The organism is Pseudoalteromonas sp. 3J6 (assembly GCF_903995135.1).
GTDB lineage: Bacteria > Pseudomonadota > Gammaproteobacteria > Enterobacterales > Alteromonadaceae > Pseudoalteromonas.
This window is the reverse complement of record NZ_LR877185.1, coordinates 3,581,397-3,599,211: the sequence shown is the minus strand read 5'-3', so window position 1 is coordinate 3,599,211 and position 17,815 is coordinate 3,581,397. Positions and strand designations below refer to the sequence as shown.

The 17,815-nt window shown below is 39.2% G+C and carries 17 protein-coding genes; 16 read left to right on the top strand and 1 reads right to left on the bottom strand.

Annotated features, from left to right (window positions below):
• Positions 1-13 precede the first annotated feature (13 nt).
• A complete protein-coding gene (gene eno / locus P3J6_RS16490; RefSeq protein ID WP_198523565.1) occupies positions 14-1,312 on the top strand; it encodes a phosphopyruvate hydratase in 1,299 nt (432 codons plus the stop codon).
• 164 nt (positions 1,313-1,476) lie between these two features.
• Here eno and mutH read toward each other — a convergent pair whose 3' ends face one another.
• Complete coding sequence (gene mutH / locus P3J6_RS16485; RefSeq protein WP_138608140.1) at positions 1,477-2,148, bottom strand: DNA mismatch repair endonuclease MutH; 672 nt, start codon at positions 2,146-2,148, stop codon at positions 1,477-1,479.
• Positions 2,149-2,676: 528 nt separating this feature from the next.
• Here mutH and rppH point away from each other — a divergent pair.
• The 15 genes from rppH to P3J6_RS16410 all read left to right on the top strand — a co-directional run bounded on the left by rppH (position 2,677) and on the right by P3J6_RS16410 (position 17,810).
• On the top strand, positions 2,677-3,195 hold the full coding sequence (rppH, locus tag P3J6_RS16480) for an RNA pyrophosphohydrolase (protein WP_008111786.1): 519 nt from the start codon (positions 2,677-2,679) through the stop codon (positions 3,193-3,195).
• Positions 3,196-3,218: 23 nt separating this feature from the next.
• Complete coding sequence (ptsP, locus tag P3J6_RS16475) at positions 3,219-5,483, top strand: phosphoenolpyruvate--protein phosphotransferase (RefSeq protein ID WP_198523564.1); 2,265 nt, start codon at positions 3,219-3,221, stop codon at positions 5,481-5,483.
• A gap of 65 nt (positions 5,484-5,548) precedes the next feature.
• Positions 5,549-6,358, top strand: coding sequence for a sulfite exporter TauE/SafE family protein (locus P3J6_RS16470; protein WP_138608136.1), 810 nt, complete (start codon positions 5,549-5,551; stop codon positions 6,356-6,358).
• 12 nt (positions 6,359-6,370) lie between these two features.
• Positions 6,371-7,174 (top strand): prolipoprotein diacylglyceryl transferase, encoded by an 804-nt coding sequence (gene lgt / locus P3J6_RS16465; RefSeq protein ID WP_055013228.1) that lies wholly within the window; start codon positions 6,371-6,373, stop codon positions 7,172-7,174.
• 13 nt (positions 7,175-7,187) lie between these two features.
• Positions 7,188-8,039 (top strand): thymidylate synthase, encoded by an 852-nt coding sequence (locus P3J6_RS16460; RefSeq protein ID WP_138608133.1) that lies wholly within the window; start codon positions 7,188-7,190, stop codon positions 8,037-8,039.
• 17 nt (positions 8,040-8,056) lie between these two features.
• Positions 8,057-8,935, top strand: coding sequence for a UTP--glucose-1-phosphate uridylyltransferase GalU (gene galU, locus P3J6_RS16455; protein WP_138608132.1), 879 nt, complete (start codon positions 8,057-8,059; stop codon positions 8,933-8,935).
• 275 nt (positions 8,936-9,210) lie between these two features.
• The gene (locus P3J6_RS16450) at positions 9,211-10,062 is read left to right on the top strand and encodes an SPOR domain-containing protein (protein ID WP_198523563.1); all 852 of its coding nucleotides are present in this window, start codon (positions 9,211-9,213) and stop codon (positions 10,060-10,062) included.
• A 65-nt stretch (positions 10,063-10,127) separates the two neighbouring features.
• Positions 10,128-10,724, top strand: a complete 597-nt coding sequence (locus tag P3J6_RS16445) for an SPOR domain-containing protein (RefSeq protein ID WP_198523562.1) — start codon at positions 10,128-10,130, stop codon at positions 10,722-10,724.
• A 137-nt stretch (positions 10,725-10,861) separates the two neighbouring features.
• On the top strand, positions 10,862-11,452 hold the full coding sequence (locus P3J6_RS16440) for a DUF4402 domain-containing protein (protein ID WP_198523561.1): 591 nt from the start codon (positions 10,862-10,864) through the stop codon (positions 11,450-11,452).
• Positions 11,453-11,491: 39 nt separating this feature from the next.
• Positions 11,492-11,941, top strand: coding sequence for a DUF4402 domain-containing protein (locus P3J6_RS16435; protein WP_128583137.1), 450 nt, complete (start codon positions 11,492-11,494; stop codon positions 11,939-11,941).
• Positions 11,942-11,962: 21 nt separating this feature from the next.
• On the top strand, positions 11,963-12,787 hold the full coding sequence (locus P3J6_RS16430; protein WP_198523560.1) for a fimbrial biogenesis chaperone: 825 nt from the start codon (positions 11,963-11,965) through the stop codon (positions 12,785-12,787).
• 33 nt (positions 12,788-12,820) lie between these two features.
• Positions 12,821-15,781, top strand: a complete 2,961-nt coding sequence (locus P3J6_RS16425) for a carboxypeptidase-like regulatory domain-containing protein (RefSeq protein WP_232735518.1) — start codon at positions 12,821-12,823, stop codon at positions 15,779-15,781.
• A gap of 18 nt (positions 15,782-15,799) precedes the next feature.
• A complete protein-coding gene (locus tag P3J6_RS16420; RefSeq protein WP_198523558.1) occupies positions 15,800-16,459 on the top strand; it encodes an SPOR domain-containing protein in 660 nt (219 codons plus the stop codon).
• A gap of 67 nt (positions 16,460-16,526) precedes the next feature.
• Positions 16,527-17,120 carry a FlgO family outer membrane protein gene (locus P3J6_RS16415; RefSeq protein ID WP_193049042.1) on the top strand — a complete coding sequence of 198 codons (594 nt, stop codon included), beginning with the start codon at positions 16,527-16,529 and terminating at the stop codon, positions 17,118-17,120.
• Between the two features lie 12 nt (positions 17,121-17,132).
• Positions 17,133-17,810, top strand: coding sequence for a FlgO family outer membrane protein (locus tag P3J6_RS16410; protein ID WP_198523557.1), 678 nt, complete (start codon positions 17,133-17,135; stop codon positions 17,808-17,810).
• Positions 17,811-17,815: the final 5 nt, after the last annotated feature.

Genomic DNA, 17,815 nt, shown 5'->3' with positions numbered 1-17,815 from the left:
TAGAGGAATCAAGATGTCAGAAATCGTAAAAGTAATCGGTCGTGAAATTATGGACTCGCGTGGTAACCCAACTGTTGAAGCTGAAGTATATTTAGCTGATGGTTCGTGGGGCCGTGCTGCTGCACCTTCAGGCGCATCTACAGGAACTCGCGAAGCATTAGAATTACGTGATGGTGATAAAACGCGTTATTTAGGTAAGGGCGTATTAAAAGCGGTTGGCTTCATTAATAACGAAATTGCAGAAGCACTAAAAGGTCAAAATGCACTTGCTCAAAGTGATGTAGACCAAGTAATGCTTGATTTAGATGGTACTGAAAACAAAGAAAAACTAGGTGCTAATGCTATTTTAGCGGTTTCACTTGCCAACGCAAAAGCGGCTGCACAATCTAAAAAAGTAGAGCTTTACGAGCACATTGCGGACATAAATGGCACGCCAGGTGTTTACTCTATGCCACTACCAATGATGAACATCATCAACGGCGGTGAGCACGCTGATAACTCAGTAGATATTCAAGAATTTATGGTTCAGCCAGTGGGTGCAACTAACTTCCGTGAAGCATTGCGTATGGGTGCTGAAGTATTTCATAGCCTAGCTAAAGTACTTAAAGCGGATGGCCATTCAACAGCTGTAGGTGACGAAGGTGGTTTTGCACCAAACCTTGCATCAAACGAAGCAGCGCTTGCAGCCATTAAAGTAGCAGTTGCAAATGCCGGTTATGAGCTTGGTAAAGATATTACCCTTGCACTTGATTGTGCGGCCTCTGAGTTTTATAACAAAGAAGCAAATATCTATGACCTTAAAGGTGAAGGTAAGCAATTTACATCTGAAGAGTTTAACCACTTCTTAAAAGATTTAACTGAGCAATACCCAATTGTATCAATCGAAGATGGCTTAGATGAGTCTGATTGGGATGGCTTTGCACACCAAACTAAACTAATGGGCGATAAAGTTCAATTAGTGGGTGATGACTTATTCGTAACCAATACTAAGATTTTAAAACGCGGTATTGATAACGGTATTGCCAATTCAATCTTAATTAAATTTAACCAAATTGGTTCACTAACAGAGACGTTAGCAGCAATCAAAATGGCAAAAGATGCAGGTTTTACAGTGGTTATTTCTCACCGCTCTGGTGAAACTGAAGATGCAACTATTGCTGATTTAGCGGTAGGTACTGCTGCAGGTCAAATTAAAACGGGTTCATTAAGCCGTTCAGATCGTGTTGCTAAGTACAACCAATTGCTACGTATTGAAGAGCAATTAGGCGCTAAAGCACCGTACAATGGTTTAAAAGAAGTTAAAGGTCAGTAATATTTATTTTTAACTCCGGTTAAGGTAAATGTTCAACTTTGATTTATAAATCCCCGCCCATGCGGGGATTTTTTGTAAAAAATAGCAAAAAAGGACAAAGAAACGGGCTACGAGCATCGAGCTACGGGCGTTAAACAAGCCTAACGTTAGTTACTTTTCATCAATTAAAGCTGAAATTGCTGCTTTAAAATCTCGCCGGTAAAACTGGTTTTTAAGTAAAAACCACGCGGCAAGGTTTTAATTATTTTCCCATTTGGGCCTATGGCATCGGTAACAATATGGCTATTCGCTGCTTTTGGGCGTATTTGCATTACATCCCCTAAATGACCTGAAATTTCATCAACTCTACCAAGGGCTATAAGCTCCATTTGTTCTTCCCAGTCTCGCTGCAATTGTGCATCTTGCGCGGGGGAAGGTTGCCACAAAAAGCCACTGCCAATGGTTCTATCAAAAGGAGCGATATCGCGCTCGCCTAAAATAGGTAGCCATAAAACATGATTCAACTTTTTTCGAACATTACTTGAGTGCCAGGTCGTACCGGTTACATTTATTAACGGGGTTACCGACACAAACGTGGTTTCTAATGGTTTGCCTTTATATGAAATGGGCAGTGTTTTAAGCTCTATGCCTAAATCTTCAAAGTCGGGGAGCGGTTTTGAACCAGCGGTTGCGCCTAATACATACTCAATCAGTTGACCTGTCCAGCCTTTTTCACGCAATAAATCATCTGGCGTTTTAAAATGGTACTGCTGTGCTAGTTGTCCAAGTGTGAGCCCTGCAATATTATTGACACGTTGCATTAGTTGATTAATTGAATGAGGTTTTAAAGGTTGCATACTGTTAATTTAGTTGAATAAATACCAACGCCATGATAGCAAATTAGCTTGATAGTGGATATCTTTAGCGGTTGGTTGATTTTTATACGCGCTGTGATTGGTGCAATTTTATGCACTGCTTTAAAACGCTAAAATTAACTAAGTAACTGAACTACATTGTTTTTTTTGTTTTTGGTGTTCAGTTTTAATTAAGGTCTATAATTGTTGTAAGGATAAATACAGATGTATAAACATGTTTATCCACAGATTCTGTGGAGAACATCACTTTTTTGATCTTGTATTGTGGATTTGTTTGCTAAATGAGCGTGTTTTACAAAAGTTATGCACAAGCTGTGAGTAACCAGCACAAACAGTGTGGTTTTTATGTATTTACGTATGGCTGTGTTGTTTGTTATTCACATGCAATGGATTTCGCCATTAATTTGCCTTAAGCGAAGGTGTTAACGAGGCTTGCACGTAATAGTATTTGCCGTATTGCAGCTAATGTGGAACAATCATAAAAAATCGACTTACAAATGAGGCACTAAGGTGATTGATGCCGAAGGTTTTCGTGCCAATGTCGGAATTGTAATTTGCAATAATCAGGGGCAAGTGTTTTGGGCCAGACGCTATGGTCAACATTCTTGGCAATTTCCCCAAGGTGGTGTTGATGATGGTGAAACACCAGAACAAACTATGTACCGTGAATTACACGAAGAAGTAGGTTTGCGACCAGAAGATGTAGAAATAGTTGCAAGCTCAAAACATTGGTTACGCTATAAATTACCCAAACGATTAATCCGCCGAGATTCAAGTCCGGTGTGTATTGGGCAAAAACAAAAATGGTTTTTACTAAAACTGCGCTGTAAAGATGAAGATGTTAACTTACTGAAAACTCATCATCCGGAATTTGATGATTGGCGATGGGTAAGTTATTGGTATCCGGTTAGACAGGTTGTGTCGTTTAAACGGGACGTTTATCGACGTGTTATGAAAGAGTTTGCTCCTTTTGCTATGCCTTTTAATAAGCGAGAGCAACAAAAAGATCACTGGCGGAATAAAAGGTAGTTTTTCATAAAAAGGAGCAGTGTATGCTGGCAACACTCAGAACGATAGCTGAGTCTGTTTCGCAACAAGCGAATTTAGACGACGCGTTAGTGTGCTTTGTGAAAATGGTAAAAGATGCCATGAATACCCAGTGCTGCTCCATTTATTTTGCCGATTATAGCCAAGATAACTTTGTACTGATGGCCTCATCAGGGTTAAATCCTGATGCGGTAGGCAAGTTTAGAATTGGCTTTACCGAAGGTTTAGTAGGGCTTGTTGCCCAGCGTGAAGAAGCAATTAATATTGCCTTTGCCAAGTCGCATCCTCGCTTTAAGCTCTCCCCAGAAGTTAATGAAGAAGGCTATAACGCCTTTTTGTCCGTGCCTGTTGTTCATCAGAAAAAAGTGTTAGGTGTTATTGTTGTTCAACAGAAAATGGCGCGGGTATTTTCTCAAGATGAGGAGTCGTTTTTAATTACGCTTTCTGCGCAGTTAGCTTCGCAATTAGCCCACGCCGAAATAAAAGAAGTATTACGCCAAGATGAGTCATCCCATCAAACATCAGTATTAAAAGGGGTTTCTAGCGCGCCAGGTATAAGTATTGGTAAAGCTTTTGTTGTTATTCCTAAACTTAATTTTAAGTCTATAGAACTTACTAAGAATAACGATGTTATTGAACAGCGTCGTTTATTTACACAAGCGGTTGCTGCAACGCGCAAAGAATTTAGCACCTTATCGATGACATTGAGCGACAGCATACCGCAAGAGGCGTTGGCTGTATTTGATGTGTATCAGCAATTATTAGATGCTAAAAGTTTAGGTCATAATGTAGAGGCTCAATTACAAGAAGGGTGGTGTGCTAAAAGTGCATTAAAAATTGTGATTGAACGCTTAGTTGCGCAGTTTAACGAAATGCAAGACCCTTATATTAAAGAGCGTGCGGTTGATGTTAAAGACATTGGTTTACGGGTGCTGCATCATTTAGTGAATACCGAGCATGCAATAAAAGACTACCCTGAAAACACCATTTTAATAGCGCATACATTAACGCCAGCTATGTTAGCTGAGGTACCCAATGAGCGTTTGGCTGGGGTTGTGAGCATTAATGGTTCAGCCAACAGCCATGCCTCTATTTTAACCCGCGCTATGGGCGTGCCGGCGATTTGGGGTATCGAAGATTTACCGCTATTGCAGTTTGATAGCAAAGAAATGATTTTAGATGCTTTTGCTGGGCGTTTATATATTTCGCCTTCGCAAATGCTTATTGATGAGTATACAGAATTACAACATCAAGATAACTTACTCAATAATCGTTTTTTAGAAGAACAAGCATTGCCTTCAATCACGTTAGACGGTGAGCATATTAGTTTGTTACTTAATGCAGGGCTTGAGCTTAATACTCAACAAAATAGCGCCCATATTTGTGATGGTGTTGGTCTTTACAGAACCGAAGCATGGTTTATGCAAAAGGGACAGTTTCCTTCGCAGCAAGAACAAGAAAACTGGTATCGAGAAGTACTTAGTAGCTATTACCCTAACCCCGTTGTTATGCGAACGTTAGATATTGGTGGCGACAAAGTTTTAGATTATTTTAATATCACTGAAGAAAACCCATTTTTAGGATGGCGTGGTATTAGAATTAGCCTTGACCATCCCGAGCTTTTTTTAGATCAGCTCAAAGCGATGTTAAAAGCCAATATTGGCTTAGGTAATTTAAAAATAATGCTGCCGATGATCAGTGGTACTGATGAGGTTGAAGAGTCACTGGCACTATTTAAACAAGCTTATTATGAGTTAAGTGAAGCATTTCCTGAGCAACTTATAGAAAAGCCTGATATTGGCATCATGCTTGAGGTACCTTCAAGTGTATTTATGCTGCCAGAGTGGTCTAAAAAAGTCGATTTTTGTTCAGTGGGTAGTAACGACTTAACTCAGTATTTATTAGCCGTAGATAGGGCAAATGCCCGTGTAGCCGATTTATTTAACCCCTACCATCCAGCCGTGTTGCGTGTATTAAATAATATTGCCAGCGACTGTGAGCACTATGAATTGCCCTTTAGTTTATGTGGGGAGCTTGGTGGCGACCCCGAGGGCGCAATATTACTGATTGCTATGGGTTATAGGCGTTTAAGCATGAACTTATCGTCACTAAACAAAGTGAAGTGGGTGCTAAGACGCTTAAATGTAAGCGACATGGAACAATTACTGAGCGATTGTTTGGCACAGCCTAACGCTAAACAAGTACTACGGTTAACCCGTAATTTTATGATAGAGCATCAGCTAGGTGATTTATTTTATACACCTAAATGATAGAGCTGTAATTGTTTATATAATCAATTAAAATATACATATAATTAAATGTATTAGAGATAACTATGTATGAACTAGGACTTCTAGTTGCAAGTTGTGCGCTGTTAGGTTGCATTGTTGGTTTTTTAGCAGGGCTACTAGGCATAGGCGGTGGTTTAATTATTGTGCCAGTGCTAAGTAGTTTGTTACTTAGTTTTGACGTGGCCGCTGCCGATCATGTGTTAGTTATCGCTATTGCAACATCGTTAGCCTCTATTTTATTTACTTCCACTTCTTCAGCGTTAGCTCATCATAAAAATGATAATGTGCCTTGGGAAATTGCTCCTTGGGTTATGTCGGGCGTGGCCGTTGGCGCATTGATTAGTGGCTTTGCTGCCAGCTTTATCCCTGAGAAAATGTTAAGAACGGTGTTTGCGGTCAGTGTGGTTTTTATTGCGATGAGAATGGTACTTTCTGCTCGAAATAAAGTGAACGCAGAACACCCTTTACCTGCAGGCCCCGTACTGGGAGGTATTAGTGCGGTAATGGGCTCACTGTCTGGGTTAATTGGCATTGGTGGCGGTGCATTACTTGTGCCTATGTTGCATTATTTTTCGGTTGATATTAAAAAGGCAATTGGTTGCGCTGCTGCATGTGGTATTGTAATTGCCTTTTTTGGCTCTATCGGTTACATCAGCGCTGGTTGGTATGTAACGGACTTAACGCATGGTTTTATGGGGTTTGTATATTTACCCGCTTTATTTGGGATTGTTATTACCTCATGGTTTATAGCGCCTATAGGGGCTAAGGCAACACATTACTTACCTGTGAATACAATTAAGAAAGTTTTCGCGATGTTACTGGTTTTCATCGCTATTAAAATGGTTTTTAGCTAAAGGTTTATTTTTATGGCACTGGAGTTTCCTCAAATTGATCCAATAATATTTTCTGTTGGACCACTTAGCGTTCGTTGGTATGGGTTAATGTACTTAATTGGTTTTGCGTTTGCGATGTGGTTTGCTAATCGTCAAGCGAAGAAACCAGGGTCGGGTTGGACTAAAGACGAAGTCAGTGATTTACTCTTTTACGGCATGCTGGGCGTTATATTAGGTGGGCGTGTTGGATATGTACTGTTTTATCAATTTAGTTACTTCATTGAAAACCCCTTGTATTTATTTAGAATCGATCAAGGTGGCATGTCGTTTCATGGCGGCACACTGGGGGTGATCACTGCGATTGCTATTTTTGCTTACAAGCGTAAAAAGTCGTTATTGCAAGTTGGTGATTTTGTAGCACCTTTAGTGCCTGTTGGTTTACTTGCTGGGCGTATAGGTAACTTTATTAACGGCGAATTATGGGGTCGTACTACCGATGTTCCTTGGGCAATGGTATTTCCAACTGGAGGCCCGCTTGCACGCCACCCATCACAACTTTATGAAGCTTTTTTTGAAGGGCTGGTATTGTTTGTCATATTATTGTGGTTTATAAAGCGTCCTCGTCCTGCGGGAAGTGTGTCGGGTTTGTTTTTACTAGGTTACGGCGTATTTAGGTTTGGTATTGAGTATTTTCGCCAACCAGATGCACAACTGGGGTTATTTGCCGACTTCATTTCAATGGGGCAAATCCTATCGTTACCTATGATCATTGGCGGGTTAGGCTTACTTATTTGGGCCTATAAACAACCACAATCGCAAACAGCGGCAAAAGTTTAAAAGAAGAAGTTAGATGAAACAATATTTAGAATTATGTCAGCGTATTGTTGACCAAGGACAGTGGGTTGAAAATAAACGCACCGGTACACGTTGCTTAACGGTTATAAACGCTGATTTAGAATACGATGTGGCGAATAATCAGTTCCCTATGATCACCACTCGAAAGAGCTATTACAAAGCGGCTATTGCTGAATTGTTAGGTTATTTAAGAGGCTATGACAGTGCTGAGCAGTTTCGTAATATAGGCTGTAAAACATGGGATGCTAATGCCAATGAAAATAATGCTTGGCTCAATAACCCTAACCGTAAAGGTGAGGACGATATGGGGCGCGTTTACGGCGTTCAAGGTCGTGGCTGGCAACGCCCTGATGGTTCAACACTGGATCAACTGGCAAAGGTCATCAATAATTTAAAAAGTGGCATAGATGATCGCGGCGAAATTATTACATTTTATAACCCCGGTGAATTTGAACTTGGTTGCTTGCGCCCATGCATGCATACACATACCTTTTCGTTATTAGGTGATACTCTGTATTTAACCTCATATCAACGCAGTTGTGATGTTCCACTAGGACTTAATTTTAACCAAATTCAATGTTTTGTATTACTTGCGTTAGTTGCGCAAATTACCGGCCATAAAGCGGGTAAGGCATACCATAAAATCACCAATGCCCATATTTATGAAAATCAGCTCGATTTAATGCGAGATGTGCAATTAAAGCGTGAGCCATTTGCTTCTCCCCAATTAAAAATCAACCCAGAGATTAAGTCACTCGAAGACATTGAAACATGGGTAACACGTGATGACTTTGAGGTGGTTGGCTATCAATGCCATGAAGCGATTCAGTACCCATTTTCAGTTTAAAAAATAAGGAGAGCATAATGAAAGCAGTGATCCCTGTAGCGGGCCTTGGAACACGAATGTTGCCGGCCACTAAAGCAATTCCAAAAGAAATGCTACCAGTTGTAGATCGTCCACTTATTCAATACGTTGTTAGCGAAGCCGTTGCCGCTGGCATTAAAGAGATAGTGTTAGTAACGCATTCGAGTAAAAACTCAATTGAAAACCATTTCGATACTAGCTTTGAGCTTGAGGCAACGTTAGAGAAACGTGTAAAGCGGCAATTACTTGCCGAAATACAGTCTATTTGCCCTAAGGACGTGACGATTATTCATGTGCGTCAAGGTGAGGCGAAAGGGTTAGGTCACGCTATTAACTGTGCAGCTCCTATTATAGGGGATGAACCTTTTGTAGTTATTTTACCCGACGTTATTATCGATGAAGTGGAAAGTGATTTAACAAAAGATAATTTAGCGGAAATGATCACTCGTTTTGAGCAAAGTAAACACAGCCAAATTATGGTTGAGCCAGTACCTAAAGATCAAGTAGATAAATTTGGTGTTGTTGATTTAGGTGATGTTGAGTTAAACCAAGGTGAGAGCTCACCCATTAAAAGCATGGTAGAAAAACCACCTGTTGACGAGGCACCTTCAAACCTTGCTGTGGTTGGTCGTTACGTGTTGAGTAAAAATATTTGGCCATTATTAGCTAAAACACCACAAGGTGCAGGTGATGAGATTCAGCTGACTGATGCAATTGCGATGCTTATGCAAGATGAAAAAGTAGACGCTTATGCTATTAAAGGCCGAAGCCATGACTGTGGTAGTAAAGTTGGTTATTTGAAGGCGACAATAGAATTTGCTTTGCGCCGTGATGAATTTGCTGATGAGCTTAAAACCTTTATTAAAACATTAATTTAAATAAACTTATCATTATTCAAAGCGCCTACATGGCGCTTTTTTTGATTGTAAAATCGCTTTTACAGACATTTAATTATAACTATTTTTGCAGTTATACAGACAGATCTGGGTTTGTAATGTAACCTTTATGTTAACTCAAGTTGCTTTGTAGTTAACGTGCTTTATTAGGCCAATTGTAAATTGGCTCAACTTAGCGGTCGAAACTGTTGAAAGAGAAACAATCAATGTGTGAATACAGCGTAAAGTATCACCGATATTTAGTTATAGCTTTACTTATGTTAATAGGGAGTGGCTGTACGATATCGCCTGATAAAACCTTATTAAATGAAAGGGTTAGAGATTCGCCAGAATATGTAACTATCACCGCAGTTGAACTTGCACAGCTAAAAGATGCCGCTTTGCAATGGCAACAAGCACGTTCTGGTATAGAGAGACTATTAAAATTAGAACGTGAGCTTACATATTTAGTTGATAATTTAGATATTATTAACAGTAAAGCAATAGCGAAATCTAACCAAGCTGATAGCAATCGCTATGCTCGCTCATCAATTAATGCTAATACCTCGCCAGACCTCAGGCATGGTAATAACTACGCAAGCACCTCAGATAACGTTGAACGACCGAGACAAAGATATAGTAACCGTTATGTAAAACCGACTGGTAGGGACGCTCTAAAAAATCAGCGATATAGCAGCCGCTATGCTAGTGTTCCTACAAAAATAATTACAGCTCCTTCAAAAAGCTACAGTAAACGAACTGTTCGCTCGCCAGTGAAAGCGATTAGTTCTAGGGTGAACAAAAAGATTGCCTCTAAAATATCGATGGCAACAAAAGTGGCAATGGTAGATAAAAACAAAAAAGTATTTGCCTTACAGGTAGCGTCCCTTGATTCAGAAGAAAGTGTTGCTAAAGAGTGGAAGCACATTAACAAAAAAGCAGCGCCTTTGTTTAAGGATAAAATCACGACAAACATTGAAAAAGCAAAAGTTAATAACAAAACCTATTATCGATTAAAATTAGGTGAGTATTTTAACTTTAAAAGTGCTGAGGATGATTGTGAGGTATTTAAATTCTATAAAGTTGATTGCTTTGTGAGTAACTACACTGACAAACCAATTAGATTATAAATTATTTATTTGGCGCTTTTATTGCATAATAGCTAGAGCTCGTTTTTTGTAATAGGTGCTTTAAAGTGAAACTTCGTTTAATAATATTACTAATACCATTTGCATTAGCTGGTTGTAGCAACCAGCTAATGCCCGTCGACTCACAAAGCGACAAGCTTGTGCGTGAAAAAGATATAAAACCTTACTTAGAGCAATGGGATAACAACAAAGAGCAGATAGCGCGTTTAAGCACCATGGAAGAGGACTTATCATTACTGATTCAAGCTCTTTCTGCACAAACAGATATTGATACCATACCTGAGCCATTGAAAGAGAAGGTAAAACGTGTTGAATATGGCTCTAAGCAATCTTTACAACTCTCCTCAGAAACTGTCTTAGCCGATAACACTATCAGTATAAACAAAGCAATTTACGGTGTACAAATTGGACGTTATTTAGTTTCTAACGGAGCCAAAAGGCAAGTACAGCGACTAAAAGAGCAATACCCTCAGTTAAACAGTATTTTACAATACCGCATTAATGAGCAACAAAAGGAATCAACAACGTTTTATAGTGTTGTAGCAGGCCCGCTGAAAAATCAACAGCAAGCGGCGCAGTTGTGTTTGTTTTTTTACAAAATAGGTAATAAGTGTACCCTAGCGACATTTTCAGAGGATGTTTAAGGTTTTTTTACGCTTATTTTTTCATCCTGTTATTATAAATCAAAATAAAGTAAATATTTTCTAACTTTTTAGTGATTTTGGCCGATACTTAACATAACCTGACTAACAGGTTTATACTTTATGTCTAAGGGAAAACTATGAACAAAATATTTACTAAAGCAGCGTTAGCTGCATCAATGACTGTTCTTTCTTTCGGTGCGGCTGCAGAAACTGCTTCTTTTCAAGCGGGTGTTACAGTTCAAAACGCATTCACCTTTACGAATGATGCACCACTAGATTTTGGTACTATCAGGGCTTCAGGTGATTTATCGGGGACGGAGACTGCAACATTAGTATTAGCCGCAAACCCTGCTACTGCTCCTACAACGGCTTCTACAGATGCAACCGCAGCTGAAATTGCAATTTTAGTAGCAGGTACACCAGCCTCATTCTCAATTTCAGGTGTGTCTCCTTTTGGTACATTGACCATTACAAATCCGACTGAAACTGCGATTGCGCCTGATACAGCACCTGCGGGCACTGCTGCATTTACTTTGGGCACTCCAACGTATTATGTGTTAACTGGTGCGACGCCTAACAGTGCAGCTACAACGACCATTCAGGTCGATTCAGCTGGCGAAGCAACTTTTAATTTTGGTGCAACATTAACCACAACAGGGGTTGCTGCAACTAGTGATTATATCGATGGATCATACAGTGGCACGTTTACATTAGAATTAAATTACTAATGGGCAAAGCCTGCTTTATTGTATAAAGCAGGCTACTTTATGAAATTATTTTTACTCATACTAGCAGCTTTCTTAACTACGGATTTATACGCACAAGTTACACCGCTTGAGCAATTGAATTTTGGTAAAATTGTTATCAGTGATAATCAAAGTGTTAGCTCTATGACCTTGTTGCCCAGTAACACAAATACCTTAACCAATAAGATATATTTACTTGAAAAAGGCCATGCAGCCGAATTGTTGCTTGAAGGATATCCTGCACGTATCCAGGTAAACGTGAGTGACTTTGTAAGTGATCAGCCCCTAAATAACATTTTTGGTGGCGCGCCACTGATTTTAAATCAACTCATTTATAATACGACCATTACAACCGATACCACAGGAACTGCTTTATTGAGAGTAGGGGGGCAATTAAGTACCTCGGGTGACGGAAATACTTATAAAGATGGTATCTTTGATACTACAATTGAAGTGACGCTAAATTATTAGACAACTAGAGATGTTGATTAAATGACAATAATAAAAACTTTTTTTATCTTAGTAAGCTTTATCTTAACTAGCTTCCATTCTTATGCAAACTTACTTATTTCCCCAACAAGAGTTAATTTTGATGAGCGTCAGCGTGTTGCTAAAGTCATTGTTGTTAATAACTCTAATGAAGCAAAAACTTATAGGTTGGAGTGGCAAGACAAAGTTGCACTAGCTGGCGGAGGGTATGCTAATTTAGCGGCTGATCAAGAAAGTTCATCTTCACTTAAAAGTATGGTTAGGATCAGCCCATCGCAAGTTAGATTAGCGCCAGGAGAAAGGCAGATTGTTAAGCTTGCTATTCGAAAGCCAAAAGGTTTACTAGAACAGGAATACCGATCTCACCTAGCATTTAAAGCACTCCCTAATGAAACTCAAATCCAGCAACAGAGACTTGGTATTAATTTGAAATTACTATTAAGTTACACTATCCCTGTTATTTTACGTAAAGGCGCTGAAATACCTAATGTTAATATTAGCAATTTACAGCTTATACACAGCCCAGAAAAAAAAGCGCTTGAGATTGAAATTAAGCGAGAAGGGGGCTTTAGCTCTTTTGGCAAGTTAGAAGTTTTCTTTAAGCAAAAAGGAATGGATACAGAGAAAAAGATCGCCATGTTAAACGATTTTAGTATTTACCCTGAGCTAAAAACAACAACGGCGACGATACCAATTTTTGTAGATCAAAACATCCCGAAAGATGGCGAAATTCGCGTAATTTATACAGGGCTTAAAGAATATCGCGATACTATTTTTAGTGAAAAGTTTGCGCCAATTAATAATGCAATTATCGGTAATTTGAAATAGGCGATGTATTACTTTAAGCGTTTAAAGTGGTTGTTGATCATTTTTTTATCAATTGACCCCTTATTAGCAGCAGAGCCTGACACTCAGGCCATTCTTGCTAGCATAAAAAAAATAGATAAAAAATGGCAGCAATACAACACTGATCAAGCTGTAAATGAAAGAACAGAGCCTGAGCTTAATGTACAGCAAGGTGAGGGCATCCCCGAAGGGGAGTTATTATTTTTTTCATCGTTCGTGAAAAAAAATTACCTGGGTGAAATGCTCGGGGTGAAAAGTAAAACCGGTGTATTAATAGATTTATTAAGTTTTTCAGAAAGCCTGGATTTTGCTATAGATATAAATAGCGATGACCTTATTGCTCAAGGCTGGTTTATTCGTGAAGATAATCAGTTTTATCTAGACCTAAATACAAATACAGTACAAATTAACGGCGCTAGATATTCATTTAACAGCCAACAAGCTTATGCTGATAACGGCGATATGTTTGTTGATAGTAACTTGCTAGCGCAGTGGTTTTCGTTAGATATTGATATTGAATATTCAGCACTTGAGCTAAATGTAAGCTCCCCTACCAAATTGCCTATAGAATTAAAACGCGAAAGAGAGCAGCGAGAAACTGTAACTAATAGAGAGTCACGTCAAGCAATATTACCTTGGAAGGCCAGTCCATACAGTGCAATTTCATCTCCTCTTGCTGATGTGCAGCTTAGTGCAACCAAGAGTAATACGGATTCAGCGATAGGGTACTCTGTATTAGGATCAAATGACTTAGCCTATTTTAATGCTCAGTATTTTTTTGCAGGGCGAAAACAAGATTTACTATCAGATTCAAGATTATCATTTAGCCGTCAAAGTAAAGACGCACGGTTATTAGGTCCCTTAAATGCGACAACTGTTCAATTTGGAGATGTATTAGCAACTCAAATCGGTAAACAATTTAATAGTAGTTACGCCAGAGGAATAAAAGTTGATAACAAACCACTTTTTAAACAGGTTAATAGTAATCAAATTAATTTAACGGGTGCTATTCAACCAGGGTGGGATGTTGAGTTATACCGTAATGATGTACTGCTAGCGCAGCAGTTTAGTTTAGCTGATGGGCGTTATTTATTTGAAGATATTGATTTATTGTTTGGCGCTAATAATTTTGAGCTGATTTTTTATGGCCCACAAGGGCAAGTAGAGCGAAAAACAGAGCAATACTTTATAGATGGTAATAGTTTGTCAGCAGATGAATCGTTTTATGAGTTGTCAATTACTGAGCAAGGTGAGCAGTTATTCAATCAGTCACTTTATTCGACACAAGGCAAAGGTTGGCAGCTAGCAGGTCGTTATGAAACGGGGTTAACTGATTATTTATCGGTTTATGCTGGTACATCAATATTAAATAGTAATTCGAGTGATAATGTTAACAATTATGCTTTTGGTTCAAACCTAAGTATATTTGATAAAGTATTACTTAATCTAGATTATGAAAAAAATAATAACGATGAAGATAAGCTAGAGGTAGCTGCTAGAGGTGAGTTAATTGGTCAATCGGTACGGTTAAGCCTGTCTCAAAACAATGAAAAGATAATTGGTGATTCGCAGACAGCGAAAGTTGAAAGTTATCAATTATATACGGCAGGAAAGTTGTTTGATAAATCGTTTGGAAGCTTAAGCTATCAAAATACGCTCGCATATAACAGCAGAGAATCTAGCGACTCATATTTAAGTGTTGATAATACCTTATCGTATAATTTAGGTGGGACCGTTGTTAGTAACAACTTAATTTGGCGAAAATTTGATTCTTTAGATGATGCAACAACACTTGGCAGCATGCGTCTTCAACATCGATTTGGTAAAACATACACTCGTTTTAGTGTTGACTATAGCGCAGACTCCGGTTCGACTATACTGGGTTACCAAGCAGAATTAAGCCGTAGTTTATCTCAGAATTTACAATCTGAATTCACACTAAGAAACTCCCGTATAAATGATTTAGTTTCTATGGAACTGGGTCTAAATTGGCAAAGCGATAGTTTTAGCTTAAATAGCACAATGAGTTACGACGATGATGATAATTGGCGGCTAGGTTTATTTAGTCGCTTTAGTATTGGTTTTGATGCGAACACTGACGAGTACTTTTTAAGTAAAAGAAGCCTCGCAAACTCTGGCACTTTAATGGTTAGAGTCTTTCTTGATTCAAATAATAACAATATTCAAGATGATGGAGAAAAGGGAATTGAGGGCGTTAAGGTAAAAGGAGTTCAAAACTATCGCCGAGCTGTAACCAACGAAAATGGTTTAGCAATACTTAAAGGTATGCCAGCAAATAGAACCACCGACATAGTGATAGAGCCAGGTAGTATTAGTGAGCCTTTTTTAGTTGCCGCCAATGATGGCTTTTCTATTACACCGCGTGCCGGCTTTGTTGAATATATGGAAGTGCCGCTTAATAACAGTAGTGAATTAGAGGGAACTGTTTACAAACAAGATGAGCAAGGCAGCACTGAAGTACAGCCTTTTGCCACCGTAAAATTACTCGACAAACAAGGCAAGCAAGTGGCACAAACGCAGGCTGCTTATGATGGTTATTATTTGTTTACCGATTTACGCCCTGGCGAATATAAAGCGGTTATAGATGATGAATTTAAGCAACGTAAGTCTTTAAAAGATACGCAACAGGTGGTGGTTAAGTTACCAGCGCAAGGTGAAGTAGTAATGGGCGTTGACTTTGAGCTTAAAGAAAAAACACAAACTCCAGCGTATATTGCTAATGCGGGTGGGTTTTCATCATTGCCAATTATGAAAGCGTATTATCAATTAATTAAACGTCATTTAAATGAGCAATCAAAGCGTGATGCTTTTTATATTAAAGACGAAAAACAAAAACGGTATATTTTAGCCGTCGCTTATGCCGAGTCTGCGCAAGGGGAGCTTGAACAAGTATGTGCAGAATTAAAAGTAAAAGGCTTGAACTGCCAAGTCCAAGCGCAACTTATTAGCCACTAATAACAATAAGGTTTAACCATGCAATATGCTAATTTATATAAACGCTACTCAATACTAATTGCCTGTATTGCTGCTCTTTTTATATCAGGATGCAGTACCACCAAAACTGCAGAATCTCCTCAGCCAATGCAAGCGAGTGCCAATCTTTCTGAGGCAGAGTTGGCGCAGCTAAAAGCATCGTCTCAGCAGTGGCAAGCAGCCAAAGCAGGTGTTGAACGTTTATTAGTGATTGAACAAGACTTAAAGTTATTAATAAGCCAATTAAATGCAGTGGCAAAACAAAGCTCTGCATCAACAAATACGCCTGCAGTATCAACAGCTAAAGCTTCGGCTGAAACGGTAGCACCAACAAAAGTTGCAAAAAAAGCTAAAGTAGCAACGAATACAACTAATGAAAAACAAGCCGTTAAAGCCTTATTTGCCTTGCAAGTTGCAGCCGTTACCGACAAAGAGCGACTTAGCCAAAGTTTAAATCAAATAAAAGCCAGCGCATCTTCGTTATTTCAGGGCGAATTCGTGGCGAATGTAGAAACTATTAACGTGAGTGGCATGACTTACTACCGTTTAAAGCTTGGGGCTTATCAAAATCAAGCGAATGCGGCTGCCGATTGCGATAAACTTAAACAGCGCCAAATCAACTGCATTGTGAGTCATTACACCCAACAGCCATTAAAATAAATATGCATCTAGGGTATTAGGCATAATAATTGCTTTGTAACTATTATGTTTTTAGAGGATGGCAACTATGCGCCTTTTGTTACCCTTACTATTATTAAATTTGGCGGGCTGTAGCTTAACCCCCCAGCCAAAGCCGAGTATAAGCACTGATGCGCCTAAAGCGGTCATGGCACCTTATACGCTTAACCAGTACGTAAATAGCTTGAGTGCCCAGCTTAGCCATATCAAAGAGCCTTTTAAAAGCACCGCTTCAATCGCGGTCAGCAGCTTTTATTTAGCCAATGCTTTGGATTCACAAATTGCCCAAGGGCAGGGGACAGGGCTTAGTCAGCAAGTTCAAGAAAGCTTAATAACCCAATTTACTCAGTTAGGGTACAACACGGTTGAATATCGGCTTGAAAACCAGCTTAACTTATCAGCGAGCGCTGATTCAGTGTTAAGCCGCAGCACCAGTAACTTAAAGCAGCGTCAGATTATTGACTTTGTGATCACCGGCACTTTAACCCGTCAAGAACATGCTTATATTGTTAATGCTCGCATGGTAAATATGCAAACTAATCAGATTGTATCTGCCGCAAGCACTGAAATTCCCATCAATGTGATGTGGAGTAATGAAAAAATACAGCAGCGCGGTGACTATATTTACCGCAGTGAATATTAATTAGGAGCACACATGAAACGCCTACTATTAACTTTATGTTTGCCACTGGGCTTTGGTTGTTCACAAATGACAGACCATAGTGACACGCAAATTACCGACGATGCGCCTATGTTTTTTGAGCAACGCCCTGTAGCTGCACCAACAAATACAGATTCGCTTTATCAAAATAAAGCCGCAGTGATGAATAAAAACAAACAAGTAAATACGCCAACCCGTAAAAATATTAATCACTATGTGCGTGGCATCATGCAAGACATGGCTGAAAACTTACAGTACGTAAATACTAAAACGCCATTGGCAGTATCAAGCTTTGTTTTTTTAGACCGTGACTACAACAATGCTGACTTAGTAGGTAACCAAATAGCAGAGAGCTTTATGCACGAACTGCATAATTTTGGTGTGCCGGTCATTGATTTTAAAACCACCGATTATATGCGTGTAACCCCTGGTGGCGATTTTGTTTTTAGCCGCGACTACTTAGAGCTTAACCAAGAACAAAACTTTAGTTACGTATTAGCAGGCACGCTAGTAAATCACCAAGGCGGCATATTAGTAAATGCACGAATTGTTGGTTTAGCGAGTAAAGCGGTTGTAGGCTCTGCACAGGGCTTTATTCCGCAATCAGTTATTGATGCGCTAAATAGCAGTAACAGTGCTGATGGCATTATGCTTAAACAAGCGAGTAAGTGAGGTTT